The following is a 23,763-nucleotide window of genomic DNA, read 5'->3' as shown; positions in this document are numbered from 1 at the left end:
AGCGCAGATGGCTGGCCGCCGACCATAAAAAAGGCCCCTTGCGGGGCCTTCGAGTGGTATGGCGTGCTGCCTTAGACAGGCTGGGCACCCGGCAGGGCGGGAGGCTGGGCGGAGTCGGACTCCACCTTCTGCTCTTCGCCCTTCATATTCTTGATGTAGACATCCATCTGGTTGAAGGCGATCTCGATGCCGTTGGCCTTGAACAGGGCATCGATCTTGCGGTTCAGCTCGTCCACCGCCGGGTTGCGATCGCCGAGTTCGCTCACGAAGAAGCGCAGTTCGTGATCCAGGGTGCTGGGGCCGAAGGTGAGGAAGTAGACGATGGGGGCCGGGTCTTTCAAGACGCGGCTGTTGTCGTCCGCCGCCTGTTTCAGCAGGGTACGGGTCAGCTCCAGATCCGAGCCGTAGGCCACCCCCACCCGCACGATGACGCGGGTGACGGTGTCGCTTAGCGACCAGTTGATCAGCCGCTCGGTCATCAGCACCTTGTTGGGGATGATCACCTCCTTGCGGTCGAAGTCGGTGATGGTGGTGGCGCGGATGCGGATCTTGGAGACGGTGCCGGAGAAGGTGCCGATGGTGACGGTGTCACCGATCCGCACCGGACGCTCGAACAGGATGATGATGCCGGAGACGAAGTTGCCGACCACCTCCTGCAGACCGAAACCGATACCGACCGTCAGACCGGCGGCGAGCCACTGCAGCTTGTCCCACTGCATGCCCATCAGGGAGAGGGCGGTGAGGGTACCGACCCCGATCAGCACATAGTTGAGCATGGTGGTGATGGCGTAGGCCGTGCCCTGGGCCAGACGCAGCTTGGAGAGCACCAGCACCTCCAGCAGACCCGGCAGGTTGCGGGCCAGCGACCAGGCCGCCCCCAGCATGAAGATGGCGGTCAGTACATCGCTCAGGCTGACGGGGTAGAGCACCGCATTGGCGCCGGAGCCCACGCTCTTGTGCCACAGCACCATGCTGTCGAGGTAGGAGAAGACCGCCACCAGATCGGACCAGAGCCAGTAGAAGGCGACGCCAAACACCAGCAGCAGCACGGTGCGGGTCAGACGCAGGGACTGCTGGCTGACATCCTCCAGATCCATGGGCTGCTCTTCGATGGACTCACCCCCTTCCGCATCTTCCGAAGACTTGTGCTCGCGCTTGGCTACCGCACGGCGATAGGCCAGACGGCGGGCCGCCAGCTCCAGCCCGCGCAGGGCGGTGCGGTAGACCAGGCTCCAGATGATGATGAGGTAGAAGGATTCGATCAGCCGGCCGGTCAGCTTGAGGGCGGTGTAGTAGTAGCCCAGTCCCACCAGCACCATCAGCGCCACCGGTGCCAGCGCCAGGGCGATGGCGGTGATCGACTGCTGCATGCTCGCCTCGCCCTTGATGCGGGCGCGGGAGATGGGGAACACCAGATAGGCGGCCAGCCCCAGCAGGGCCAGGGTCAGCGCCTGACCCACCACGTCATTGCCCAGCGACGAGGGCTCTACTACAGCCTTGGTCGACAGCATGATGAGCGGCAGCAAGGGCACCCACAGGTAGCGCATGCTGGTGCGCTTGGCCTGCAGTTCGGCTCTGGCAATGCGGAAATGGGTCTCGGCAATGCCGCCCGGCCGCATCACCGCCAGATAGACGCTGAACACCAGGTAACCGAGCGCCAGATTGAGGGTGATCTGGAAAATGAGCCTGGAGCTGAGCAGACCGCAGTCAGTCAGCAGCAGGCCGGCAGCCAGGATGAACAGGCTGCCCGGCAGGCGCTGCAGCACGGTAAACAGCAGGGCGCGCGGGGTGTGCCACTGGCTGTCCTGGCGAAAACGCCCCAGATCCTTGGTGATCTTCTTCTGCCGCTCCACCAGCGCCGGGCGCTTCCAGATCAGCAGACCGCCCACCAGCAGCAGCGGGAAGGCGAGCAGGGTGATGGGCAGCAAGGTTTCACCCCAGCCGCTCCAATCCGGTTTCAGCACCCAGTCGGAGGCCTGCTTGTAGGCCTGGGCCGGCCAGCTGATGAACCACTTGCCGTCGATGGGTTTGTTGCTGCTCACCCAGAAGATGTGCTGCTGCAGGGTAAATTCGATGGAGGAGTAGATCCGCGCCAGCTGCTGCTGGGTCAGCTGCAGGCTGATGGCGTTGGTCAGCTGGGCATCCAGCTGGCGGTTGAGCTGGTCGAGCAGGCTGATGCGGGTGTCGAGCAGCTTGGAGAGGCTGGTTCTGTCCTCCTCGCTCACCGGCTCGCTGCTGTTGGCGATCAGGTTGTCCAGATACTGGGTCTTCTGAAACAGCTGGTCGCGCTGCTGGCTCAGCTCGAACTGGGCCAGGTGCAGGTCGGCGATCTGCTCTTCCAGGTTCTTCACCAGCGTGGAAGGCGACGACTCCAGCTGTTGATAGAGCTGGTAGAGAATACGTGACAGCAGCAGGTTGCCTTTGAGCATCTGCACCTGTTCGTTGAGGTTGCGCTCGGTCTGGGTGCCGCGCTCCAGCCAGCTCTTGGCCTGCAGGTTCTTCTGCACCAGCGAGTTGAGGTTGGTGGTGGCGCTGACCAGCTGCTGGCTGAGCTGATGGTTGAGCTCCTGCTCTTTTTGTACCAGCGGGTTGTCATCCGCGGCGACCAGCTCGCCGGTCTGCTCGGCGGTCTTTTCGGTGTCACCGAGGCGCTTGGCACTGCTCTGCTCTTGCAGCAGTTGCAGCTTTTGCTCTTCGCTCGCGAGGCGGGCGCTCTGGTAGTCGCGCTGCTTGACCGCCAGATCCTGCATGCTGGTGCGGTTGTCCAACTGCTGTTGCAGGTTGGCCAGTTGCAGCTCCTGCAAGGCCAGCTCGGCGCCCAGCTTCATCTTCTCGGCACCGCTCACCCCGTCACCGGCATTGAGGCGGGTACGGATCTCCTGGCTGCGCTGATAGGCGCGGCTCATCAGGGCCTGGGCCCGCTCCGGCAAGGTTTGCAGGCTGGTGATCTGGCTGCCGATGGTGCCGAGGGCTTCCTGGGCATCCTGCATGTTGGCCATGACGTCGGGCTGGCGACTCTCCAGCTCGCTCAGGCTCATGCTGGCGTATTCACTCTTGATCTGCTCGGCACTCTTGTTCTGGGTCAGGGCATCGAGCTTGGCGCTGATGTCCCTGAGCTCGGCCGGCAGGGAGCGGATGCGCTCGCTCTGGCTCTTGGCCTTGCTCTTCTCCTTCTCGATGCTGTCGAGCAGGGTGAGGGTGTCGGTCAGGAATTTCTGGTCGGCCTGCTGGCTGACGGTGAGGGTATCAGACTTGCCAAGGGCATCGAGCGCCCGCTGCACACTGGCACGTGAGGGCACATCCTGCGCCATGGCCTGCGGGGCGCAGAGGCTGACGAGTAAGCAGAGCAGCGGCAACAGGGTGGCCGAGGCTCTTTTGAAGCGTGTTGAGAGCATAAAACTTCCGGGTTATTACGCGATATTTGGGAGATTTCCCACTTGGATTAAATCCGCGTGGATTCTAACACCGGGCAGGAATGGGCAGCAGGGGGGCAGATAAAAAAAACGGCGCCCGCAGGCGCCGTTTTCAGATTGTTCAGTTCCGATTAAAGAACGTGAACAGAAGCGGTGTTGGTGGTGCCGCTCGGTACCAGGGCACCGGAGACCATGACAACCACGTCACCCTTCAGACCCATGCCGCTGGCCAGCGCCGCTTCTTTACCGATGCGATAGAAATCGTCGGTGGAGGCGATGCTGTCAACCACGTGAGCAACCACACCCTTGGTCAGTACCAGCTGGGCAGCGGTCTTCTTGTTGGTGGTGATGGCCAGGATCCAGGCTTTCGGGAAGTACTTGCGGATGGCCTTGGCAGACTTGCCGCCTTCGGTGGCAACCACGATCAGCGGAGCGTCCAGCTTCTCGGAAGTCTCTACCGCGCCTTTGCAGACCGCCTCGGTGATGCGCAGCTTGTTGCTGTCGTTGGCAGCAGACAGGTTGGACGGCATCACTGCATCGGTACGCTCGCAGATGGTGGCCATGATGGTCACGGCTTCCAGCGGGTATTTGCCCTTGGCGGACTCACCGGACAGCATGACTGCGTCGGTACCGTCCAGGATGGCGTTGGCCACGTCGCCGGCTTCGGCGCGGGTCGGACGCGGGTTCTTGATCATGGAGTCCAGCATCTGGGTGGCGGTGATGACCACTTTACGGGCTTTGTTGCACTTCTCGATGATCATTTTCTGGGCGAAGATAACTTCTTCAACCGGGATTTCGACACCCATGTCGCCACGAGCAACCATGATGCCGTCGGAAACAGCCAGGATCTCGTCGAAGTTGTCCAGGCCTTCCTGGTTTTCGATCTTGGAGATGATCTGGATGTTCTCGCCACCGTGGGCTTTCAGGTGCTCACGGATTTCCAGCACGTCTTCTTTCTTGCGAATGAAGGAGGCGGCAACGAAATCAACGCCTTGCTCGCAACCGAAGATCAGGTCGCGCTTGTCTTTCTCGGCTAGGGCCGGCAGCTTGATGGAGACGCCCGGCAGGTTGATGCCCTTGTTCTCGCCCAGATCGCCGTTGTTCAGTACTTTACAGATGACTTCGCGCTCGGTGATCTCGATGACGTCCAGACCGATCAGGCCATCGTCAACCAGGATGCGGTTGCCGACGCGCAGGTCGTTGGCGAAACCGGCATAGGTCACGGCTACTTTGTCTTTGTTGCCAACCACGGTCTGGTCGGTGGTGAAGGTGAAGGTCTGGCCAGCGACCAGGGCAACGTCGTTGCCGCCTTCCAGCTTGATGGTACGGATTTCCGGACCCTTGGTGTCCAGCAGAATGGCTGCGTGCTTGCCGGTTTCGGCCATGACAGCGCGCAGGTTGCTGATGCGACCACCGTGCTCGGCGTAGTCGCCGTGGGAGAAGTTCAGGCGCATGACGTTCATGCCGGCGTCCAGCATCTTGGCCAGCATTTCTTTGGATTCGGTCTTGGGACCGATGGTGCAGACGATTTTGGTCTTTTTCATGTCAGTCTTCATGGTTAAGGAGTTTCCGCCGTGCAATATACACCAGTTTTTGGATACTTTTTATGATCCAGAAACAACGTTTTGACCAGATAACGTTTTCTTTTCAGGGATAACGTTTTCCTCTTGGCTACTTTTTAGGGCATAAATTAACTGGTCCGCGCAGATTTGGCATAAATGTCGCCATATGTATCTCGGCGCCGGCCCGCCTCGTCAGATGTTGTAAAATGACGATCCCGTCCCGTCATCAAGCCGTCATCGGTCCTCGACAAGAATAGACACTCTGCTGCCACCGGAGTGCTGCAAGATGGCCCCTTATCTGTTGCTGTTGTCCGTTGCCCTGCTGGGGGTGCAGGCGCTGCCCGCCAGCTGCTGGCCAGCGGATCCCGCTCCCCGCGATGGCGCTCTGCGCGCGTTCGAGCGCCTTGAAATGCACCAGACCCAGGCCGCCACAGCCCGCGCGCAGCAGGGCTGGCCGCCCCCCAATACCCCGCTTGACGGGGCGCATCGACAGCCCTGAGTGGCAGACGCTGAGACGAAAGAGGGAGGCCTGGCCTCCCTCTTGTTTTGGATGCGTCACCTCGCCTCGGCGGCTCAGTTTATCTTGCCCATCTCGATGGCAAAGCTGGTGGCCAGCTGGGCGAACTTGAGGGCGTGGGCAGCCGAGGGATCCGAGTTCTGCAAGGTGTCCTGGGCGGTGTGGATGTCGGGGTTGTAGTCGTTGAAGCGCGACTCGAACGGCATGGCGGCCGGGTAGCCCTGATTATGCCAGGAGGCGTGATCCGAGCAGCCGTAACCGCAGCTGTCATAGCCGTAGCGGATCTGGGGCAGATAGGCGTCGAGCAGCTGGGCCAGATAGCCGGTCAGCCCCTTGTCGGTGTAGTCGGTCATGAAGACGATATCTTCCGCCGAGCCCTGGTAGTTGGTCATGTCCAGCTGCAGCGCCGCCAGCACCTTGGTATTGGCCGCCTTGTAGCGGGTGGCGATGTCCTTGGAGCCGCGCAGCCCCACCTCTTCCGCCGCATAGCCGATGAACTGCAGGGTGCGCTCCGGCTGGCGGCCCTGCTCGGCGATGACCCGCAGCACCTCGGTCAGGGTGGCGATGCCGGAGGCATCGTCATCGGCGCCGGGGGCCAGGGTGCGGCTGTTGGGGGCCGAGCCCGCGGTGGAGTCGAGGTGGCCGCCGAGTACCACCACTTCGTCCGGGTAGCGGCTGCCCTTGAGGGTCAGCACCACGGATTGTTGCGGATAGCCGCTGTGCTTGACCCGGCTGACGCTGGCCCAGGGCAGGGTCGCGCTCAGGGCCTGCCACTGGCCGGCCACCCAGTCCGCCGACTGCACCCCTGTGGTGGTGGTGTAGTAGCGGTTGCGCCAGCTGGCGAGCTGGCTGATGGTGCCGACTATGTTGCCCTGATCCAGATAGGGCAGCAGCCGGTTGACGCTGGCCCCCTGGGTCAGCGGCGGGGCGCTGAACAGGTTCTGGCTGATGGGTTGGGCCATGCTCTGCAAGGCGTCGGCCAGGGTGCTGTGCACCACGTAGCCGCCGCAGCGCTGATGCCCTTCGTGCATCAGGTGGGAGAGGGTGCCAAGCTCGCTCGCCTCGACCTGGGCCAGCTGGACCGGGGCGCCGCTGGCGCTGAACAGGGGGGCCAGTTTGGCCTTGACCTGCTTGAGTTCGACGCCGCTGTCGGCACCGACCGTGATCCAGACGGGCTCGGCGGCCTGTACGGCGAGGGGTAGCAGGGGGAGCAAGAGGGCGGTCAACAAGGGTTTCATAGCGGATCCTTCCAGAATGAGTTGCAGGCATGTGTGCCAAGTGGGTGTCATAAGACGACTGGCCCAGTCTAGCCAAAGGGAGAAAACGGCGAATTTGCCCATCTGGCGCGACCCTACCCCCGTCCGGTGGGGGCCGCTGCAGGATCTGCTGTCTACTGCGCCCCGCTGGGGGTAACCGCTGGAGCTTTGTGCTGGCGAGGGGAAGCTGCGCAGTGTGCCCGCCGCAGAGGCGGCGTACGGCCCTGACCTGGGGGGCTGACAAAGGGAGCCAAACTGTGCCATATCGGCGTGAGACGCCGGCGGGAATGGGTGGGAAAGGGGGCGGCACCCAAAAGTGCGGGTGGACAAAGAGGCATAAAAAAAGAGGGGCCAAGGCCCCTCTGGTTCACTGGATAGCGGTTTATGCGGTGGCCTGGGCCAGCATGCCGAGGGCTATCTCCCGCTCGCCCATGATCACCTTGTCCGCCCCCTGCTTGGTGAGGAAGCTCACCTCGTCGTCGCTGTGGGCGCGGGCGATCACCCGGATCGCCGGGTTGATGAGCTTGGCCTGGGCGATGGCCTCGCCGGCCTCGAAGCTGTTGGGAATGGCTACCAGCAGCCAGCTGGCGTCGGTGATGGCGGCGCGGCACAGCACGTCGTCATCGGCCACGTTGCCGTTGACGTGGGGAATGTCGGCCTGGCGCAGGCTCTCCAGCCGGTGCGGATCCTGCTCGATCACCACCAGCTCGCGGCCGGCCTGCTGCAGGCCGTTCACCAGCAGGCGGCCGACCCGGCCATAGCCCACCAGTATGGTGTGGGCCTTCATCTCCACCGCCGGGCATTTGCACTCTGCCAGCACCTTGGCGTTGTCGGCGTCCGGGTGTTTCTCCAGGTAGCGCTCGACGGCGTTGAACACCAGCGGGTTGAGCATGATGGAGAGGCTGGCACCCACCAGGATCAGGTCACGGGCCCCTTCCGGCACCAGCTTGAGCACGATGGCCAGCCCGATGAGGATGAAGGAGAACTCGCCGATCTGGGCCAGGCTGGCGGAGATGGTGAGGGCGGTGCGCCGGCTGTAGCGGAACAGTCGCACAATGGCGTAGGCCGCCGCCGACTTGCCGAACATGATGATGAACAGGGTGGCCAGCACCGCCAGCGGCTCGGTCAGCAGCACCGCCGGGTTGAACAGCATGCCCACCGAGACGAAGAACAGCACGGCGAAGGCGTCCTGCAGCGGCAGGGTGTTGTTGGCGGCGCGGTGGCTCAGCTCGGAGCGGTTCATGACGATGCCGGTGAAGAAGGCGCCGAGGGCGAAGGAGACGCCAAACAGCTTGACCGCGCCGAAGGCGATGCCGAGCGAGCAGGTCAGCACCGCCAGGGTGAACAGCTCGCGCGAGCCGGTGCTGGCGGTGTGGGCCAGCAGCCAGGGGATGAAGCGGCTGCCCACCACCATCATCAGCGCCACGAACAGGCTCACCTTGCCGAGGGTCCAGCCCAGATCCAGCGCAATGCTCTGCCAGCTCAGGGTCTGCTCGCCGAACTGGATGTCGGCGATGATCGGCAGCATCACCAGCGCCAGCACCATCACCAGATCCTCGACGATGAGCCAGCCGATGGCGATGCGCCCCTGCAGGGTTTCCAGATTCTGACGGCTCTCCAGCGCCCGCAGCAGCACCACGGTACTGGCGGTGGAGAGGGCGAGGCCGAACATCAGGCCGGCGACCGGATCCCAGCCCAGCAGGGAGGAGAGCCCCATGCCGAGCAGGGTAGCGACCGCGATCTGGGCGATGGCACCGGGGATGGCGATCCGCTTCACCGACATCAGATCGCGGAAGGAGAAGTGCAGCCCCACCCCGAACATCAGCAGGATCACCCCCAGCTCCGCCAGCTCGGGCACCAGCTTCATGTCGGCCACATAACCCGGGGTGAAGGGACCCGAGATCACCCCGGCCGCCAGATAACCCACCATGGGGGAGATCTTGAGGCGCTGGGCAAACATGCCGAGGATGTAGGCCAGCACGAAGCCGCCGACCAGAGTGGTAATCAGGGGAAGGGAGTGGTCCATGTCGTCACCTCGCTAATGGCAGTCAGGGGGCTACCAGATCACCGCACGGGCGAAGAGGGCAGCTGTCAATGAGCAGGGGGCGAAAGAGACAGATGCTGGCCGCATGCACAGAGGGTGTGTCTGGGGGACAACAGTTGCCGTTTCTGTTGAAAAATAATACGTTTTTGGTAGAAAAACAATATTTATCCACATTTAAGACTTAATTTGCGATTAAAACTGTATAAGTGGCTGTTTTGAGGCGAAAGCGCGCTTCTCTGGCGGTCAGGCTGGCAACAGTAATCAATCGGTGATGGTTTTTCTGGTCACCGCTGGAGGAGGGGAGATAGCAAAAAAGCGGCCAACTGGCCGCTTCGCTGCGTGGGGGGCTGAGTGCAGATTCAGCCGCGCTCACTGGCCCTTGGCGATCCCCTCCCGGCGCGGATCGGCGGCGCCCAGCCAGCCGCTTGCGTTGCGCTGCACGCCCTGTAGGCCCGAAGTCTGCTCGCTCAGTAACACCTCGTGCCCCTTCGCCTTGAGCGCCTCGACCACGGCGGCCGGGGTGCGGCCCGCCTCCAGCTCGGTGGGGCCGTTGCGACTGCCGAAGTTGGGCAGATTGATCGCCTGCTGCAGGTTGAGCCCCCAATCCTGGGTGCCCAGCAACGTCTTGCCCACGTAGTTGATGATGGCGGAACCCCCCGGCGAGCCCAGGCTCATCTCCAGCTCGCCGCTGTCCTTGTCAAACACCAGCAGGGGGGACATGGAGGAGCGTGGCCGCTTGCCCGGCTCCACCCGGTTGGCCACCGGCAGTCCGGCGGCGTCCAGCGAGGTGAAGGAGAAGTCGGTGAGCTGGTTGTTGAGGAGGTAGCCGTTGACCATTAGCCGCGAGCCGAAGCCGTCTTCGATGGAGCTGGTCATGGAGACCGCCATCCCCGCCTTGTCGACGATGGAGACGTGGCTGGTGGAGGGGAGCTCCGGGGTGGCATCCTGGCCGCGAGCCGGCGCCAGCGGCGGGGTGCCCGCTTTGGCCAGGCCCATGGAGCGCTCGCCGATGAGGGCACCGCGGCGGGCCAGATAGTGCTTGTCGAGCAGGCCGCTGACGGGGACCGCCACATAGTCGCTGTCCGCCACGTACTGGTTGCGATCGGCAAAGGCGAGCCGCGCCGCCTCGCTGTAGAGGTGGATCGCCTCGGCGGAGGCGGCCGGCTGGCCCTGCTCCCCTTGCACCGGCTTGAGGGCCGCCATGTCGCGGCTCTCCAGCATGCCGAAGATCTGGCCGAGGGCGAGGGTGCCGGACGAGGGGGCCGGGAAGCCACACACCCGGCTCTGGCGATAGTCAAAGCAGAGGCCGTCGCGCAGCTTGGCGCGGTAGCTGGCGAGATCGACCGCGCTCAGCACCCCGGGGTTGGTCGGGTGGGCGTGCACCTTGGCCACCATGGCCTCGGCCAGCGGGCCGCGATAGAAGGCGTCCGGCCCCTGGCTTGCCAGGGTTCGCAGCACCTTGGCCAGGGCCGGGTTGGTCAGTCGGGTTCCCGCCGCTTTGGGGCTGCCGTCGGCCTGATAGAAGTAGGCCCGCGCGTCCGGGTCCTTGGCAAGATAAGGGTCCTTGGCCAGCAACGCGGCCAGCCGAGGGCTTATCACGAATCCCTGCTCCGCGAGGGTGATGGCGGGCTCGAACAGCGCAGCCCAGGGCAGCTTGCCGTAACGCTGGTGGGCCAGCGCCAGCGCCCGCACCGTGCCGGGGGCGCCCACCGAGCGCCCGCCCACCACGCCGTCGTAGAAGGCCATCGGCTTGCCATCTTTCATGAACAGCTGATCGGTAGCGGCGGCGGGGGCTGTCTCGCGGCCATCCACCGCCGCGACTTTTTTACCATCCCACACCAGCAGCAGGGAGCCGCCGCCGATGCCGGAGGATTGTGGCTCCACCAGGGTCAACACCAGCTGCACCGCGATGGCGGCGTCCACCGCGCTGCCACCGGCCTGGATCATCTGGTAGCCTGCCTCCACCGCCAGCGGGTTGGCGGCGGCCACCATGAAGTCGCGGCCTTGCCAGCCTTGTTTGTCCTGCCAGCCGCTGGCGGCCTCAGGCGCGATCAGGGTGTGGGCGGGGGGCGCTTGCAGGCTCTGCTGAGTGGCGCAGCCGGCCAGCAGTGCGAGGGCGATGGCCAGCCCCAGTGGTTTGCGCAACATGACACTCCCCTTGTCTGTTTTATGAGCATGAAGAGCGACTATGTCACGATTGGCGCTAATGGCTCAAGTTGTTGAATCAGATCAACAAGTTACTCATCTATCAACAAGTCGCCCCGAGCGAGCGCCCATAAAAAAACCGCCCGGAGGCGGTTTTTTGCAATCAGGCTGAGCCAGTTCACTTAGATGGACTGCTCTTCACCGCCCAGGGCGGCAAACAGGGCCGGGATGAACTGGGCCAGCTCGGCGGTGACCAGGGCGAAGTCGGCATCCAGACGGGCGGCCGGATCTTCGCTGGTGACGTCATCGTTCTGCTCGCGCAGCTCTTCGCTGAATTTCAGGCGCTTGATGGAGAGATCGTCCCCCAGCACGAAGCTCAGGGTTTCGCCCCAGTTGAGGGCCAGCTTGGTGACCAGCTTGTCGTTGGCCAGGTGGTTCTTGATCTCGTCCGTCATCAGATCCTGCTGCTTGCAGCGGATGATGCCGCCGTGCTCCATGGCGCTGCGCAGCTCGGCCTCGTCCTCCAGGGTGAAGGAGGCGGGCAGGTTGCCCTCGTTCAGCCACTCGGTCATGGTGATCTCGGGCGGGTTCTTGAGGGCCACCGGCACCACCGGCAGGGTGCCGATGGATTTGCGCAGCAGGGCCAGCAGGTCGTCCGCCTTCTTGGCGGAGCCCGCGTCCACCACCATCAGGTTGTCGGCCGGATTGATCCAGGCGAAGGTCTGGCTGGTGCGGCTGAAGGCGCGCGGCAGCAAGGTGTGGAGGATCTCCTCTTTCAGCGCTTCCTTCTCTTTCTTCTTGAGAGCGCGGCCCTGCTCGAACTCGATCGCTTCTACCTTCTCCGCCAGCATCTCCTTGACCACGGTGCCGGGCAGCATCTTCTCTTCCTTGCGGGCACAGATGAGGATGTGGCCGGCGGCGGAGTGGGTCAGGGTGGAGCCGAATTTGCCAAGGGGCTTGACCCACCCGAACCGGGAGATGTCCTGGCTGCCGCACGGGGTGAAGGCACAGGCTTCCAGCTGGGTTTCCAGCTGCTCGACGGTCAGCTCGAAGGGGCGGGTAAAGCGATAAATCTGCAGGTTTTTAAACCACATGGCGTCCTCGGTCTCATAGATTGTCCGGCGGGCATTGTACTAGAGAGGCGCTTTGTGATCAGCCAATCATTCTTGTTAAATAAAGGGCGATCGACTTCACAGGGAGTCATATTCGTCCCCAAAGCCGTCATCAAACTCCCCTAGACTGCGGATGTTCAGGTTGTTAACAAGGATACCAATATGCTGAGGGCGAGTCGGTCCGACGACATGGACGAGATCGTCGAAATCTGGTTGCTGGCCTCCCTGCAGGCCCACGACTTTGTTGATGCCTCCTGCTGGTGGCAGGCCCAGGAAGATCTACGCACCCGCTATCTCGATCACGCCCGCATCTGGGTGTTCGAGGAGCGCGGCGAGCTGCTCGGTTTCATGGCGCTGGTGGATGACTACCTGGCGGCCCTGTTCGTGCGCCCCGACCGCCAGGGGCGGGGGGTGGGCCATGCCCTGCTGCAGGAGGCCAAATCCAAGGGGGCCCGGCTGCATGCGCGGGTGTTCGTGGAAAACGATCTGGCGGTGCGCTTTTATCGTCGCCACGGTTTCGTGATCGAGGGGGAGGTGGCCGATCCCCTCACCGGTCATCCCCAGTACCAGATGTGCTGCGAGCCCGCCTGAATCTGCCGGCCGCGCCGGGTATGGCTTGAAAAAGGGGAGGCATATCCTCATCTTGTCTGCATCGGGTGCCGCTGACACCTCCTCCATACGAGCCGTTTTTCATGAAGATCCTGCATACCGCCGACTGGCATCTTGGCCATCAACTCCATGGCCACGATCGCCGTTTTGAACACGATGCCTTTCTCGACTGGCTGGCTGACACCATCAAGCGTCGCGACATCGACGCCCTGCTGGTGGCGGGCGACCTGTTCGATACCGCCAACCCCCCCGCCAGCGCCTGGCAGCAGCTCTACCGCTTTCTGGCGCGGCTGCGCGCCGAGCACCCGGCACTGGAGATGGTGCTGATCGGCGGCAACCATGACTCTCCCTCCAAGCTGGATGCCCCCCACGAGCTGCTGCGCGCCTTCGACCTGCATCTGGTGGGCAGCATCAGCCGGGACGACGAGGGGCGCCTCGAGACCGAGCGTCTGCTGGTGCCGCTGCGAGGCAAGGGTGGTGAGGTGGCCGCCTGGTGCGCCGCCGTGCCGTTTCTGCGCAGCAGCGATCTGCGCCCCGACGGGCTCAGCGAGGGGCAGGACAGACTGATCGAAGGGGTACGCCAGGTCTATGAGGCGGTGCTGAGCGAGGGGCGTGCGCGCTGCAATCCGGATCAGGCCCTCATCGCCATGGGCCACGCCTATCTGGCGGCGGGCCAGCTTTCCGAGCTCTCCGAGCGGCGGGTGCTCGGCGGCAACCAGCATGCCCTGCCTGCCGAGCTGTTTGCCGCCGCCGACTACACGGCGCTGGGTCACCTGCATCTGGCCCAGAGCCCGGCCGAGGGGGTGCACTACAGCGGCTCGCCGCTGCCGCTCTCGCTGGCCGAGGCGAACTACAACCATCAGGTGCTGGAGGTGACGTTTGAGGGGGGCAAGCTGGCCCGGCTTGAGCGGATCCCGGTGCCCCGCGCGGTGGAGATGATCCGGCTGCCCCAGAGCGGTCTCGACGAGGCGCTACAGGCCATCGAGGCGCTGGACCTGCCCGCTTGCCCGCAGCTGGCGCAGCCCTTCCTCGAGGTGCGGCTGCTGTTGCCCAAACCCGAGGCCCGCATCCGCGAGCGCGTGCTGGCCGCCATCGGCGACAAGCCGGTGCGCCTTGCCCGCATCACGACCAGTTATCAGGGCTCGGGCCAGGGGCTGGCGGATGGAGCCGGCCAGCGCCGGCTGGATGAGCTCTCCCCCACCGAGGTGTTTCGCCTCTGTTATCAGCGTCAGTTCGACGGGGAGCCGGAGGCCGAGCTGGTGGCGTCGTTTGAAGAGATCCTGGAGCAGGTGAAGGAGTCTAGCCAATGAAAATCTTGTCGCTGTCAGGGGAGAATCTGGCCAGCCTGACCGGCCCCTTTACCATCGATTTTGCCGGTGGCGCCCTGGGGGCCGCCGGCCTGTTTGCCATCACCGGCAATACCCGGGCTGATGGGGGCAAGAGCACGCGCGATATCGGGTCGGTATGGATGGAGGCGTGTGGCGTATGAAGATCCTCTCTTTGAGTGGTGAGAACCTCGCCAGCCTGACCGGTCAATTCACCATCGATTTTGCTGGTGGTGCCCTGGGGGCCGCCGGCCTGTTTGCCATCACCGGCAATACCGGCGCCGGCAAGAGCACCCTGCTCGATGCCATCTGCCTGGCGCTCTACGACGAGATGCCGCGCTTTATCGCCAATCGCAAGAACGTGGCCGAAGTGGGCCGCATGGATGACGAGGAGAAGCTCAAGGCCAACGACGTGCGCGGTATCCTCAGCCGCGGCCACGCCAGCGGTTTTGCCGAGGTGCAGTTTCGCGGCTGTGACGGCCGCATCTGGCTGGCCCGCTGGGCGGTACGCCGGGCCCGCAACCGCGCCGAGGGGCGCTTTCAGGCCCAGGAGCGCAGCCTGACCGACGTGGCGTCTGGCCAGGTGTTCAGTGGCAACAAGCGGGAGCTGCAGGATCGCATCGACGAGCTGGTGGGGCTCTCCTGGGAGCAGTTTCGCCGCGCCGTCATCCTGCCGCAGGGGGAGTTTGCCGCCTTCCTCAAATCGAGCGCCGACGAGCGTTCTGCCCTACTCGAACGGATGACCGGCACCGAGCTTTACTCCGCCATCTCGATTCAGACTCATGAACGGGCGCGGGAGGAGCAGCAGAAACTGGCCGCCATCAGCCAGCGGCTCGGCGACGTGGCACTGATGGACGAGGCGACCCGCGAGCAGTGGGTGAGCCAACAGGTCAGCCTCGCCACCAGCCTCAAGCACGAGCAGCAGCAACAGCAGCTGATGCAGGATTTGCGCGATCTCAACGGCCGCATCGCCGCCCAGTTGCAGGCCTGTCAGGAGGGGGAGGCGGCCCTTGCCGCGGCCGAGGCGGCCCATGGTGCGGCCGCCCCGGAGCGCGAGGAGTTCGCCCGCGCCGAGCAGGCCCAGGTGGCCCGCGCCGATCACGACGAGTTGGCTCGCCTCACCCTGGAGGTGCAGCAGCAGGAGAAGGCGCTGGCCGAGCTTGGTCCCGAACTTGGCAAGCTGGAGGAGCAGACCCAGCAGAGCGCCCTCACCGAACAGCAGCTACTGGCGGAGAAGATCGCCGCCGAGCGCGAGTGGGGCGCCCTGCAGCCCGAGCTCAAACGGGCGCAGGAACTCGACACCCGCATTCGGGAAAAGCAGCAGCAACTGCAGAAGATCCAGCAGGAGGGGGCGCAGGAGCGGGAGGTGCAGCTCACTCTGGAGCAGGGCTGGCGCCAGCAGCGCCAGCAGGTGGAGCAGCTCCAGGCCCAGCACCTGCAGTGGGGCGCCTGGCTTGAGGAGCACAAGGAGCTGGCGCCGGTGGCCCGCCAGTGGCAGTCCCTGCTCACCGCCATGCAGGATTGGGCCGAGGATGCCGATAGGCTGCAGCAACTGCTCACCCTGCGCGAACACAAGCTGCGCGCCCTCAGGCAGTTGCAGCACCAGCTGGAGCAGGGGCAGCAGGAGCGCGACTACTGGCAGCGCGAGCAGGCGCGGCTGCAGCAACAGCAGCATGAGCTGCAGGAACAGCAGTGGGAGGGGCGTCTGGCCAAGGCGCAGGAGCAGTGGCAAGGGCAGACCGAGCAGCTGGGCCAGTTGCGCCAGCTGCTGGAGCTGGCGGACTATGGCCGCAATCACGGCGAGCAGCATGGTCGCCTGCAGCAGGAGGTCGCCCAGCTGGAGCAGGCGCTTGGCAAGCTGGCCATCCTCGGCGACGAGCTGACGCCGGCCCGCGAGCGGCTCGCCCTGCAACGGGACGAGGCACGCCATGCGTTGGAGCAGTCCCGCGCCATCGCCAGTTTCGAGCAGCATCGCCACATCCTGCGCGACGGTGAACCTTGCCCGCTCTGCGGCGCCGAGGAGCATCCCTATCACCAGAGCCAGCCACAGGTGGCGGGTATTCTCGGCCAGCTGGCGGAGCGCGTCCGCAGCCTGGAGCTCGAGTGGGAGCGGCTCAATCACCAATACATTCAGTGCGAGAGCGAGCACCAGGAGCTGGCCCGTCAGCTGGCGGTGCGCCAACAGCATCTGCCTGAGCTGGAGACGCGCGCCGAGCAGCTGACCCAGCGCTGGCAACAGCTGGGCGGTGCCGAGCTGCTGGGCCATCCGTTGCCGCTGCGTCAGAGCCCAATCGAGTGGAACGAGTTGATGAGTACCCTGCTCGGTCGCGGCCAGAGTCTGGAGCAGGGGCTGGCCCGCAGCCAGCAGCAGCTGCGCGAGGCCCAGCTCGGCCAGCAGCAGTTGCAGGCCGTGCGTCAGCAGCTGAGCCAGCTGGCCAGCCAGCACCAGCAGTTCGAGCAGCAGTGGCAGGAGGCCGACCGCCAGCGCATCGCCCTGGAAGGGGAGGTGAAGGCGATGGGCGAGCAGGAAACGACCCTGCGCCAGCGCCTTGAGCAGGGGGGCAGCCGGCTCGACGAGCAGATGGGAGGTCAGCCCTGGCGTCAGTGGCTGGGCAGCCAGCAGTGGCGCGAGTGGCAGCGGGCCTGCGAGGCCTGGCTGCATGGCCAGAGCGAGTGGGAGCGGCTGACCGGCGAGATTGCCAGCCTCACCCCGGCCCTGAGCGCCCAGGAGGCGCGTCTGCAGACCCAGCGCGAGCTGCTGCACAAGCTCGAGCGCGACTACAAGGAGCATGAACAGCAACGACAGGGGCTGGTTACCAGCCGTGCCACCTGTCTGGGGGGGGAGGAGATTGCCCTGGTCGAGAGCCGCTGGCAGCAGCGGCTGCAGCAGCTGGCCAGCGAGCTGGAGACGATGCAGGGGGCGGCCCGCGCCCTGCGCGAGCGCCAGACCGAGCTCAAGACCCGTCTCAGCCATCTTGAACAGGAGAAGCAGGTGAGCAGCCGGCGGCGACGGGAGGTGCTGGGGCGCTGGGCTGCCCACGCCAGCAGCCTCGGCATCGCCGAATATGACCTGCGCCGCCTGCTGGCCATGAGCCCGGATGAGCTCAAGGCGCGCCGCGCCGCCTTGCAGGCGCTGGAGGATGCCCGCGCCGAGGCGCGTACCCGTTTGACCGAGCGGCAGCGGACGCTGGCACTGGAGGAGAGCAAGCGGGATCGTTACCGCGAGCATCACCCCGAGCTGGCCGCGTTGGCGCTACAGGAGCTCGACAGCCGGCTGACGGCGCTGGAAGCGCACTGCCGCGCCCTTGACGAGCAGTTGTTCCAGTGCAAGAGCACGCTGGCCCAGGCTGAGGCGGCGGCTCTCAAGGCGGGTTCTTTACAGGAGAAACTGGCCGCCCAGCAGGCGGTGGCGGATCACTGGCAGCGACTCTGTGATCTCATCGGCTCGGCCAGCGGCGCCAAGCTGCGTACCTTCGCCCAGAGCCTCACGCTGGAGCGGCTGCTGCTGGAGGCCAACGCCCAGCTCGCCGAGCTTTCCCCCCGCTATCGACTGGAGCGGGTGCCCGGCACCGATCTGGCGCTGCAGGTGGTGGATCTCGACATGGGGGACGAGGTGCGCTCGGTGGACTCCCTCTCCGGCGGTGAGAGCTTCCTGGTGTCGCTGGCGCTGGCGCTGGCCCTCTCCAGCCTGTCGTCGCGCCAGACCCAGGTCGAATCGCTGTTTATCGACGAGGGCTTCGGCACGCTCGATCCCGACAGCCTGGATCTGGCGCTCTCAAGCCTTGATTCCCTGCAGGCGGCCGGCCGCCAGATCGGGGTCATCTCCCACGTGCAGACCCTGGTGGAGCGGATCGGCGTGCAGGTGCGGGTGGAGGCCCTCGGCGGCGGCGAAAGCCGGGTGGTGTTGCCCTGAATCCTGCTTAGGTTTGCTGATTAATCGCGGCCCCGCCTTCTGGCGGGGCTTTTTTGTTTCAGTGTTTCGGCAATCTGGTCGCTTGAGCTAGGTCCATGCCCGCGTATCGCGGGAAACGAGAGTGAGGGGTTGACCCCGGTCTTGCATCCATCTGCCCGCAAGAGGGAATGGTCAATGACATTGATGCCTGAAAGGATCCTGGCTCGCATCGCGATGCGGCCACGCAGTGACGCGCTGTATCTCATCTGGTTCTGCTGGGGCCTGGCGTTGCTGCTTTATGTGGCGGGATCTGCATATTACAAATTACCCATAGTGCCGTTGCTACTGATGGTGCTGCTGTTGATGGTGGAGAAAACCAAGATGTTTGGACGAAAGCGCAATGAGTCTGAGGTGGTCGGGGCGGGGAGCACGACCACGGTGATCGCCAAGGGGGCACGTTTCAAGGGTGAGTTGCAGGTGGAGGGCAATCTGGATGTGTATGGCCAGTTCGTCGGGACGCTGCAGCTGAACGGCGGGACGGTTCGCATCATGGAAGGCGGCCGGATTGAAGGGGATGTCAGCGCCGCCCACGTGATCATCAATGGCACTCTGGATGGCACTTGTGCCTCGAGCGAGGTGGAGATCCTCGAAAACGGCAAGATGAAGGGGTTGTTCAAGGGCGGGAGCCTCTCCATCCGCAAAGGAGGCCAGTTTGTCGGCCAGTCCCAATCTCAGGAGGAGCAGAAGGGCGAGAGCAAGGGCAACGTCAAGCAACTGCAGCCTGAAGGTAAAAACAAGGCTGTCGATGCTGCCGAGGTTGTGGCCAAACAGGCCTGATCAAAAGAGGGGCGAGTACGCCCCTCTTTGCTGGCAAGGGATCAACTGCGCCGTTCGGGCAGCATATTGGTCAGGGTGTTGTCCTTGAGCACATGGTGGTGGTAGATGGCTGCCGCCGCGTGCAGGGCAATCAGCGCATAGCCAATGTTGGCCAGCGTCTCGTGCAGCTCCTTGATGGTGCCCTTCAGGCCGTCATCGGGGGCGATGAGGGCAGGGAGCTCCAGGCCGAAGAAGGGGATGGGCTTGCCGCCTGCGCTCAGCAGCAGCCAGCCCAGCAGCGGGGTGAGGATCAGGAAGCCATAGAGCGCCAGGTGGGCGAGCTTGGCCAGCGTGAGCATCAGGGGGGAGAGCTCGGGCACGATACGCGGTGAGGGGCTACCCGCGCGCACCAGCAGGCGCACGACCACCAGTGCCAGGATCAGCAGACCCACCATGAAGTGAAACTCTTTCATCAGGTCGCGGCCGGCCGACCCTTTGGGGAAGATGTCCCTGAACTCCATCAGCGCATAGACGGCGATCATCAGCAGCAGAGTCAACCAGTGCAGCCCTATGCTCAGGCTGCCATAACGTTGTTCGGTATTTTTCAACATGCTCATATCCTTCTCGGGGCTCGCATTGCATCAAGGGTGGTCGCAGCGGGCATCCTGCCCCCGCACCATTCCTTTTCATGTTACCGCGCAGATGTGTCAAAACCTTGATCTCGGTGTGTTTTTTAACATCTTATTTGCAACTCGCCCGACACGCTCTGTGCCGAGTCTATGCTTCTGATCAACAGGGCCATGCCGGCCAGGGTGGTGAGAGGTTGCATCATGAAGCATCTGAGAGTGGGCGTGCTGGCAGGCTTGATGCTGCTCGCCATGCTGCTGGGGATAGCGGGGGTCGACGAGGAGCGGCTGGCTGCGGCAGAACCTGGCCGACCGACCCATTTTTCAGCCTATCTTGGTTTGTTGCCGGGGCTCATCGATTCCAACGGCACCGGTCCCTTCGTCGACCTGGTCAAGGCCATCGCCGGGCTGGATGACGGGGTGGAGCTGAGCGTGATGGTCTACCCCATGTCCCGTGCCACCCGCAGCGTGGTGGTGGGGGAGGCGGACTTCAACCTGCCGGCGCTGCGCAATCCCTACATCGACGAGTCCATGCTGCCCTATCGCTTCAGCTCGGCGACCTTTGGCAAGGTGACCCACGTGCTCTACAGCAACAGTGCGGCGCCCATTACTCCCGCCATGGTGCTGGGCTACGAGTACACCAAGCGGGATCTGCTCATCGAGGGGGTGACCGACTTCTGGCCCTTCTCGGTCAAGCGCTCTCTCTCGCTCGAGCAATCCCTCGGCAAGCTGAGCCGGGGCCGCATCGATGCCTTGCTGTGGGCGCAGGAGGAGGCGGATTTCACCCTGCGCAAGATGGGGCTGACCAATATCCACCGGGTCTATTTCGGCGAGTTTGACGATGTGTTCATCATCCCCAAAGGGCCGAAAGGGGATGCGGTCGACCGCTTCCTGACCCAGTCCATCGAGCGGCTCAGGGCCTCCGGTCAGCTCGACAAGATCTACTCCGCCATTCACGGCCCCTATCAGGAGTGGCAACCGGGAGAAAATGCTGCGACCAAGGCGGTCAGAGCCGCGCAATGAGCGCTTTACCCGCGATCAGCGCTCACTTACCTTTGAACGATACCTTGGTAAAGGAGTTACCTTGAACATCACCGATCCTGTGATCCTGACCGAGCTGCAGCAGATCCTGTTTCGCTCCTTCGACGTGATCCCGTTTCCGATCCTGATATCTGAGTCCGCCTGCAGCGAGACGCTGGGCAGCATACCTACTCGACTGTCGGAGATCCCGGCCCGCCATCACAGGTTCGTGAACCGGGCCTTCGTGACTCAGCTGGGCTACGACCTGACGGATCTGCCCGACATGGCCAGCTGGTTTGCCACCGTCTATCGCGATGAAGAGAGCAGGGCCCAGGCGATTGAGCGCTGGAACCAGGCGGTGATGACCAGCCTGGCCAACGGCGCGGCGGTGGCCGAGATGAACGCCTGTCTCTACTGCAAGAGCGGCCAGCAGCGCTGGTTTACCATCACGGCCCAGCTGACGGCGGATGCCATGCCGGGTTGGCACATAGTGACGCTGCGCGACATCCACGACCTGCACTGCATGATAGAGGAGGTGAGCCGGCTCTCCTGCACCGATCCGCTGACCGAGCTCGGCAACCGGCGTGCCGCCGGGCAGCAGTTGCAGGCGCTCTGGCTGCAGGGGGAGCCCTTCTCGGTGATCCTGTGCGATATCGACCACTTCAAGCAGATCAATGACCGCTACGGTCATCCCGCCGGGGATGCGGCGTTGTGCGAGGTGGCCCGCATCATGGCGCAGCAGCTGCAGCCCGCAGAGCATCTGGCCCGCTGGGGCGGGGAGGAGTTTCTGTTGATCCTGCCTGGGGTGGATGCTGAACAGGTGGTCGAGCGAGCCGAGCAGTTGCGCCGGCAGTTTGTCGACCATGTGGTGGCGTGGGAGGGGCAGAGTTTTTCCCTGACGATGAGTCTGGGCTGTGCCACCCGAGGCGAGTGCAAGAGCTGCGACAGCCTGCTGCAGGTGGCGGACAAGGCGCTCTACCAGGCCAAGAGCAACGGCCGCAACCGGGTGGTATTTGGCAGGGCCTAGCCGGAAAACGCCCATAAAAAAACCGAAGCCAGGGCTTCGGTTTTTTGTTGCGGCGACGGGCGCTCGGCCCATGCGGCCTTATTTCTTGATGCGGATCACCGGGGTCTCGCCCACGGTCACGGCACCCGTCATCTTCACCAGCTCTTTGATCTCGTCCATGTTGGAGATGACCACCGGAGTCAGGGTAGATTTGGCTTTGGCTTCCAGAACGGCCAGATCGAACTCGATGATGGTGTCACCGCGCTTGACCTGTTGACCTTCCTGGGCGATGCGCTTGAAGCCTTCGCCTTTCAGTTCAACGGTGTCGATACCGAAGTGAACGAACAGCTCGATACCAGAGTCAGATTCCAGCGAGAACGCGTGGTTGGTCTCGAAGATCTTGCCGATGGTGCCGTCGCACGGCGCAACCATCTTGTTGCCAGCCGGCTTGATGGCGATGCCGTCGCCGACGATCTTCTCGGCGAAGACTACGTCGGGCACATCTTCGATCGGTACGATTTCGCCTGACAGCGGGGCAAAGATTTCGATGCCGCCGGTATCAGAACTGTCATCGGAAACCAGTTTCTTCAGTTTATCAAACAGACCCATAGTAAAAGCTCCTAGAGATGATTGTCGCTGTTTGCAGCCGATCTTAGCAGACTGCCTTCTGCTTAATAAAGTTATCTACACAGGCTTCGATTTCGGCGGCGGTGGCAAAGCTCAGCGCTTGATCAGCCATGGCCTTCACATCTTCGAAGTTGGTGTTGCGGATAAGCTTCTTGATACGCGGTACAGAGATGGCGCTCATGGAGAACTCATCCAGACCCATACCCAGCAGCAGCAGGGTGGCACGCTCGTCACCAGCCAGTTCACCACACATACCGGTCCACTTGCCTTCGGCGTGGGATGCATCGATAACCATCTTGATCAGCGTCAAGACGGAGGGTGACAGCGGGTTGTACATGGCGGAAATCATCTCGTTACCACGGTCGACAGCCAGGGTGTACTGGGTCAGGTCGTTGGTACCGATACTGAAGAAATCCACTTCCTTGGCCAGATGATGAGCCATCACGGCAGCAGCCGGGGTCTCGATCATGATACCCACTTCGATGGATTCATCAAAGGCTTTGCCTTCGGCACGCAGTTCGGCTTTCAGCGTCTCTACTGTAGCCTTCAGGCTGCGGAACTCTTCGACAGAGATGATCATCGGGAACATGATGCGCAGTTTGCCAAAGGCAGACGCACGCAGGATGGCTCGCAGCTGGGCATGCATGATGTCGGCGCGATCGAAGAAGATCCGCACGGCACGCCAGCCCAGGAAAGGGTTCATCTCTTTCGGGAAATTCATGTAGGGCAGTTCTTTGTCGCCGCCGATGTCCATGGTGCGCACGATGATCGGCTGATCCGGCATCGCTTCGGCCACTTCTTTGTAGGCTTTGAACTGCTCGTCTTCGGTCGGCAGCGCGTCACGGTCCATGAACAGGAACTCGGTACGGTACAGACCCACGCCCTCGGCGCCGTTGCGGATGGCACCTTCGGTATCCTTGACGGTACCTATGTTGGCGCACACTTCGACCTGATGGCCATCGAGGGTGATGGCAGGCAGATCTTTGAGCTTGGCCAGTTCATCTTTCTCGGCCTGGAACTGGGCCTGGAATTGCTTGGCTTCGTTCAGCTGTTCGGCAGTCGGATTGATGATGATCTGGTTGTTGATCGCGTCCAGCACCAGCACGTCACCATTCTTGACGCGCTCGGTGATGTCGTTGGTACCCACGATGGCCGGCAGCTCCAGAGAGCGGGCCATGATGGAGGTGTGGGAAGTACGGCCACCGATGTCGGTGACGAAACCCAGCACGTATTTCAGGTTGATCTGAGCGGTTTCGGACGGGGTCAGGTCTTTGGCGACCAGGATCACCTCTTCGTCGATGGTGCTCAGGTTGACAACGGCGATGCCCAGTACGTTCTTGACCAGACGGGTACCGATGTCACGGAAGTCGGTGGCGCGCTCGCGCAGATAGGGGTCATCCAGCTCGGCCATCATCTTCGCGTACTGCTCGATGACCTCGTAGATGGCCTTGTCAGCGGTGGCCTTGTTGTCTTTGATGAAGGATCTGATATCCCCTTCCAGCTCTTCATCTTCGAGCAGCATGATGTGGCCTTCGAAGATGGCCTCTTTTTCTTCACCGAAGGTGCGACCGGCCATCTCTTTGATGGCTTCCAGCTGTGCGGCTGACTTGGTGCGGGCTTCGAGGAAGCGGTTGATTTCGGCATCAATCTGTTCGGCAGCGATTTTGCCCTGATTGATAACGATTTCATCTTCTTTCAGAAGAAGCGCCTTGCCGAATGCGATACCGGGGGACGCAAGAATGCCAGATATCATAATCCTTCCTATTAAAACGACTGTGGGGGAGGAATAAAGC

At 63.3% G+C, this 23,763-nt stretch carries 17 protein-coding genes; 8 read left to right on the top strand and 9 right to left on the bottom strand.

The genetic code is table 11. The features are described 5' to 3' along the window. Nucleotides 1–71: 71 nt before the first annotated feature. Nucleotides 72–3,395, bottom strand: a complete 3,324-nt coding sequence (mscK, locus tag PG900_RS13290) for a mechanosensitive channel MscK (RefSeq protein ID WP_270831593.1) — start codon at nucleotides 3,393–3,395, stop codon at nucleotides 72–74. Nucleotides 3,396–3,544: 149 nt separating this feature from the next. Beyond that, complete coding sequence (gene pykF / locus PG900_RS13285; RefSeq protein ID WP_010633307.1) at nucleotides 3,545–4,957, bottom strand: pyruvate kinase PykF; 1,413 nt, start codon at nucleotides 4,955–4,957, stop codon at nucleotides 3,545–3,547. Nucleotides 4,958–5,261: 304 nt separating this feature from the next. Here pykF and PG900_RS13280 point away from each other — a divergent pair, with 304 nt between their 5' ends. Further along, a complete protein-coding gene (locus PG900_RS13280; protein WP_270800452.1) occupies nucleotides 5,262–5,474 on the top strand; it encodes a hypothetical protein in 213 nt (70 codons plus the stop codon). Between the two features lie 74 nt (nucleotides 5,475–5,548). Here PG900_RS13280 and PG900_RS13275 read toward each other — a convergent pair whose 3' ends face one another. The 4 genes from PG900_RS13275 to rdgC all read right to left on the bottom strand — a co-directional run bounded on the left by PG900_RS13275 (nucleotide 5,549) and on the right by rdgC (nucleotide 12,031). Beyond that, complete coding sequence (locus PG900_RS13275; protein ID WP_270800450.1) at nucleotides 5,549–6,730, bottom strand: M28 family metallopeptidase; 1,182 nt, start codon at nucleotides 6,728–6,730, stop codon at nucleotides 5,549–5,551. A 400-nt stretch (nucleotides 6,731–7,130) separates the two neighbouring features. Beyond that, nucleotides 7,131–8,774: a YbaL family putative K(+) efflux transporter gene (ybaL, locus tag PG900_RS13270; RefSeq protein WP_043162254.1), complete on the bottom strand. Its 1,644-nt coding sequence runs from the start codon at nucleotides 8,772–8,774 to the stop codon at nucleotides 7,131–7,133. A gap of 387 nt (nucleotides 8,775–9,161) precedes the next feature. Beyond that, a complete protein-coding gene (ggt, locus tag PG900_RS13265; RefSeq protein WP_270800446.1) occupies nucleotides 9,162–10,940 on the bottom strand; it encodes a gamma-glutamyltransferase in 1,779 nt (592 codons plus the stop codon). A 179-nt stretch (nucleotides 10,941–11,119) separates the two neighbouring features. After that, on the bottom strand, nucleotides 11,120–12,031 hold the full coding sequence (gene rdgC, locus PG900_RS13260; protein WP_011706841.1) for a recombination-associated protein RdgC: 912 nt from the start codon (nucleotides 12,029–12,031) through the stop codon (nucleotides 11,120–11,122). Nucleotides 12,032–12,211: 180 nt separating this feature from the next. On the opposite strand from rdgC, the gene PG900_RS13255 reads away from it, so the two are divergent. From PG900_RS13255 to PG900_RS13235, 5 genes are all read left to right on the top strand, one after another. Further along, nucleotides 12,212–12,640, top strand: a complete 429-nt coding sequence (locus tag PG900_RS13255; RefSeq protein ID WP_011706840.1) for a GNAT family N-acetyltransferase — start codon at nucleotides 12,212–12,214, stop codon at nucleotides 12,638–12,640. Nucleotides 12,641–12,741: 101 nt separating this feature from the next. Further along, the gene (locus PG900_RS13250; RefSeq protein WP_266141106.1) at nucleotides 12,742–13,968 is read left to right on the top strand and encodes an exonuclease SbcCD subunit D; all 1,227 of its coding nucleotides are present in this window, start codon (nucleotides 12,742–12,744) and stop codon (nucleotides 13,966–13,968) included. Next, nucleotides 13,965–14,147 carry a hypothetical protein gene (locus tag PG900_RS13245; RefSeq protein ID WP_024944177.1) on the top strand — a complete coding sequence of 61 codons (183 nt, stop codon included), beginning with the start codon at nucleotides 13,965–13,967 and terminating at the stop codon, nucleotides 14,145–14,147. Before PG900_RS13250 ends, PG900_RS13245 begins: the two co-directional genes overlap by 4 nt. Further along, nucleotides 14,144–17,896, top strand: coding sequence for an AAA family ATPase (locus PG900_RS13240; RefSeq protein ID WP_266141107.1), 3,753 nt, complete (start codon nucleotides 14,144–14,146; stop codon nucleotides 17,894–17,896). The genes PG900_RS13245 and PG900_RS13240 overlap by 4 nt, the downstream gene beginning before the upstream one ends. 174 nt (nucleotides 17,897–18,070) lie before the next feature. After that, complete coding sequence (locus tag PG900_RS13235; protein ID WP_043121419.1) at nucleotides 18,071–18,712, top strand: bactofilin family protein; 642 nt, start codon at nucleotides 18,071–18,073, stop codon at nucleotides 18,710–18,712. 41 nt (nucleotides 18,713–18,753) lie between these two features. Here PG900_RS13235 and PG900_RS13230 read toward each other — a convergent pair whose 3' ends face one another. After that, entirely contained in the window at nucleotides 18,754–19,302 is a 549-nt protein-coding gene (locus PG900_RS13230; RefSeq protein ID WP_039215989.1) for a cytochrome b, read from the bottom strand. 219 nt (nucleotides 19,303–19,521) lie between these two features. Between PG900_RS13230 and PG900_RS13225 the strand changes: the two genes are divergently transcribed. Both PG900_RS13225 and PG900_RS13220 read left to right on the top strand, forming a co-directional pair. Then, entirely contained in the window at nucleotides 19,522–20,340 is an 819-nt protein-coding gene (locus tag PG900_RS13225; RefSeq protein WP_270800440.1) for an ABC transporter substrate-binding protein, read from the top strand. A gap of 61 nt (nucleotides 20,341–20,401) precedes the next feature. Continuing rightward, nucleotides 20,402–21,364, top strand: coding sequence for a sensor domain-containing diguanylate cyclase (locus PG900_RS13220; RefSeq protein WP_266141109.1), 963 nt, complete (start codon nucleotides 20,402–20,404; stop codon nucleotides 21,362–21,364). A 78-nt stretch (nucleotides 21,365–21,442) separates the two neighbouring features. On the opposite strand, the gene crr is transcribed toward PG900_RS13220, so the two are convergent. Together crr and ptsI are read right to left on the bottom strand one after the other, a co-directional pair. Beyond that, nucleotides 21,443–21,952: a PTS glucose transporter subunit IIA gene (gene crr, locus PG900_RS13215; protein WP_005303134.1), complete on the bottom strand. Its 510-nt coding sequence runs from the start codon at nucleotides 21,950–21,952 to the stop codon at nucleotides 21,443–21,445. A 43-nt stretch (nucleotides 21,953–21,995) separates the two neighbouring features. After that, the gene (ptsI, locus tag PG900_RS13210; protein ID WP_011706834.1) at nucleotides 21,996–23,723 is read right to left on the bottom strand and encodes a phosphoenolpyruvate-protein phosphotransferase PtsI; all 1,728 of its coding nucleotides are present in this window, start codon (nucleotides 23,721–23,723) and stop codon (nucleotides 21,996–21,998) included. Nucleotides 23,724–23,763: the final 40 nt, after the last annotated feature.

The organism is Aeromonas sp. QDB03 (assembly GCF_027707985.1).
In the GTDB taxonomy this organism is placed as follows: domain Bacteria; phylum Pseudomonadota; class Gammaproteobacteria; order Enterobacterales; family Aeromonadaceae; genus Aeromonas; species Aeromonas hydrophila.
Note: the sequence above shows the minus strand (reverse complement) of the source record. Positions and strands in the feature narration are given on the sequence as shown.

What these genes read in the sequence shown, in the direction of transcription:
- mscK (WP_270831593.1), bottom strand. Translation starts at nt 3,395, where the DNA reads ATGCTCTCAACACGCTTCAAAAGAGCCTCGGCCACCCTGTTGCCGCTG.
- pykF (WP_010633307.1), bottom strand. Translation starts at nt 4,957, where the DNA reads ATGAAAAAGACCAAAATCGTCTGCACCATCGGTCCCAAGACCGAATCC.
- PG900_RS13280 (WP_270800452.1), top strand. Translation starts at nt 5,262, where the DNA reads ATGGCCCCTTATCTGTTGCTGTTGTCCGTTGCCCTGCTGGGGGTGCAG.
- PG900_RS13275 (WP_270800450.1), bottom strand. Translation starts at nt 6,730, where the DNA reads ATGAAACCCTTGTTGACCGCCCTCTTGCTCCCCCTGCTACCCCTCGCC.
- ybaL (WP_043162254.1), bottom strand. Translation starts at nt 8,774, where the DNA reads ATGGACCACTCCCTTCCCCTGATTACCACTCTGGTCGGCGGCTTCGTG.
- ggt (WP_270800446.1), bottom strand. Translation starts at nt 10,940, where the DNA reads ATGTTGCGCAAACCACTGGGGCTGGCCATCGCCCTCGCACTGCTGGCC.
- rdgC (WP_011706841.1), bottom strand. Translation starts at nt 12,031, where the DNA reads ATGTGGTTTAAAAACCTGCAGATTTATCGCTTTACCCGCCCCTTCGAG.
- PG900_RS13255 (WP_011706840.1), top strand. Translation starts at nt 12,212, where the DNA reads ATGCTGAGGGCGAGTCGGTCCGACGACATGGACGAGATCGTCGAAATC.
- PG900_RS13250 (WP_266141106.1), top strand. Translation starts at nt 12,742, where the DNA reads ATGAAGATCCTGCATACCGCCGACTGGCATCTTGGCCATCAACTCCAT.
- PG900_RS13245 (WP_024944177.1), top strand. Translation starts at nt 13,965, where the DNA reads ATGAAAATCTTGTCGCTGTCAGGGGAGAATCTGGCCAGCCTGACCGGC.
- PG900_RS13240 (WP_266141107.1), top strand. Translation starts at nt 14,144, where the DNA reads ATGAAGATCCTCTCTTTGAGTGGTGAGAACCTCGCCAGCCTGACCGGT.
- PG900_RS13235 (WP_043121419.1), top strand. Translation starts at nt 18,071, where the DNA reads ATGACATTGATGCCTGAAAGGATCCTGGCTCGCATCGCGATGCGGCCA.
- PG900_RS13230 (WP_039215989.1), bottom strand. Translation starts at nt 19,302, where the DNA reads ATGTTGAAAAATACCGAACAACGTTATGGCAGCCTGAGCATAGGGCTG.
- PG900_RS13225 (WP_270800440.1), top strand. Translation starts at nt 19,522, where the DNA reads ATGAAGCATCTGAGAGTGGGCGTGCTGGCAGGCTTGATGCTGCTCGCC.
- crr (WP_005303134.1), bottom strand. Translation starts at nt 21,952, where the DNA reads ATGGGTCTGTTTGATAAACTGAAGAAACTGGTTTCCGATGACAGTTCT.
- ptsI (WP_011706834.1), bottom strand. Translation starts at nt 23,723, where the DNA reads ATGATATCTGGCATTCTTGCGTCCCCCGGTATCGCATTCGGCAAGGCG.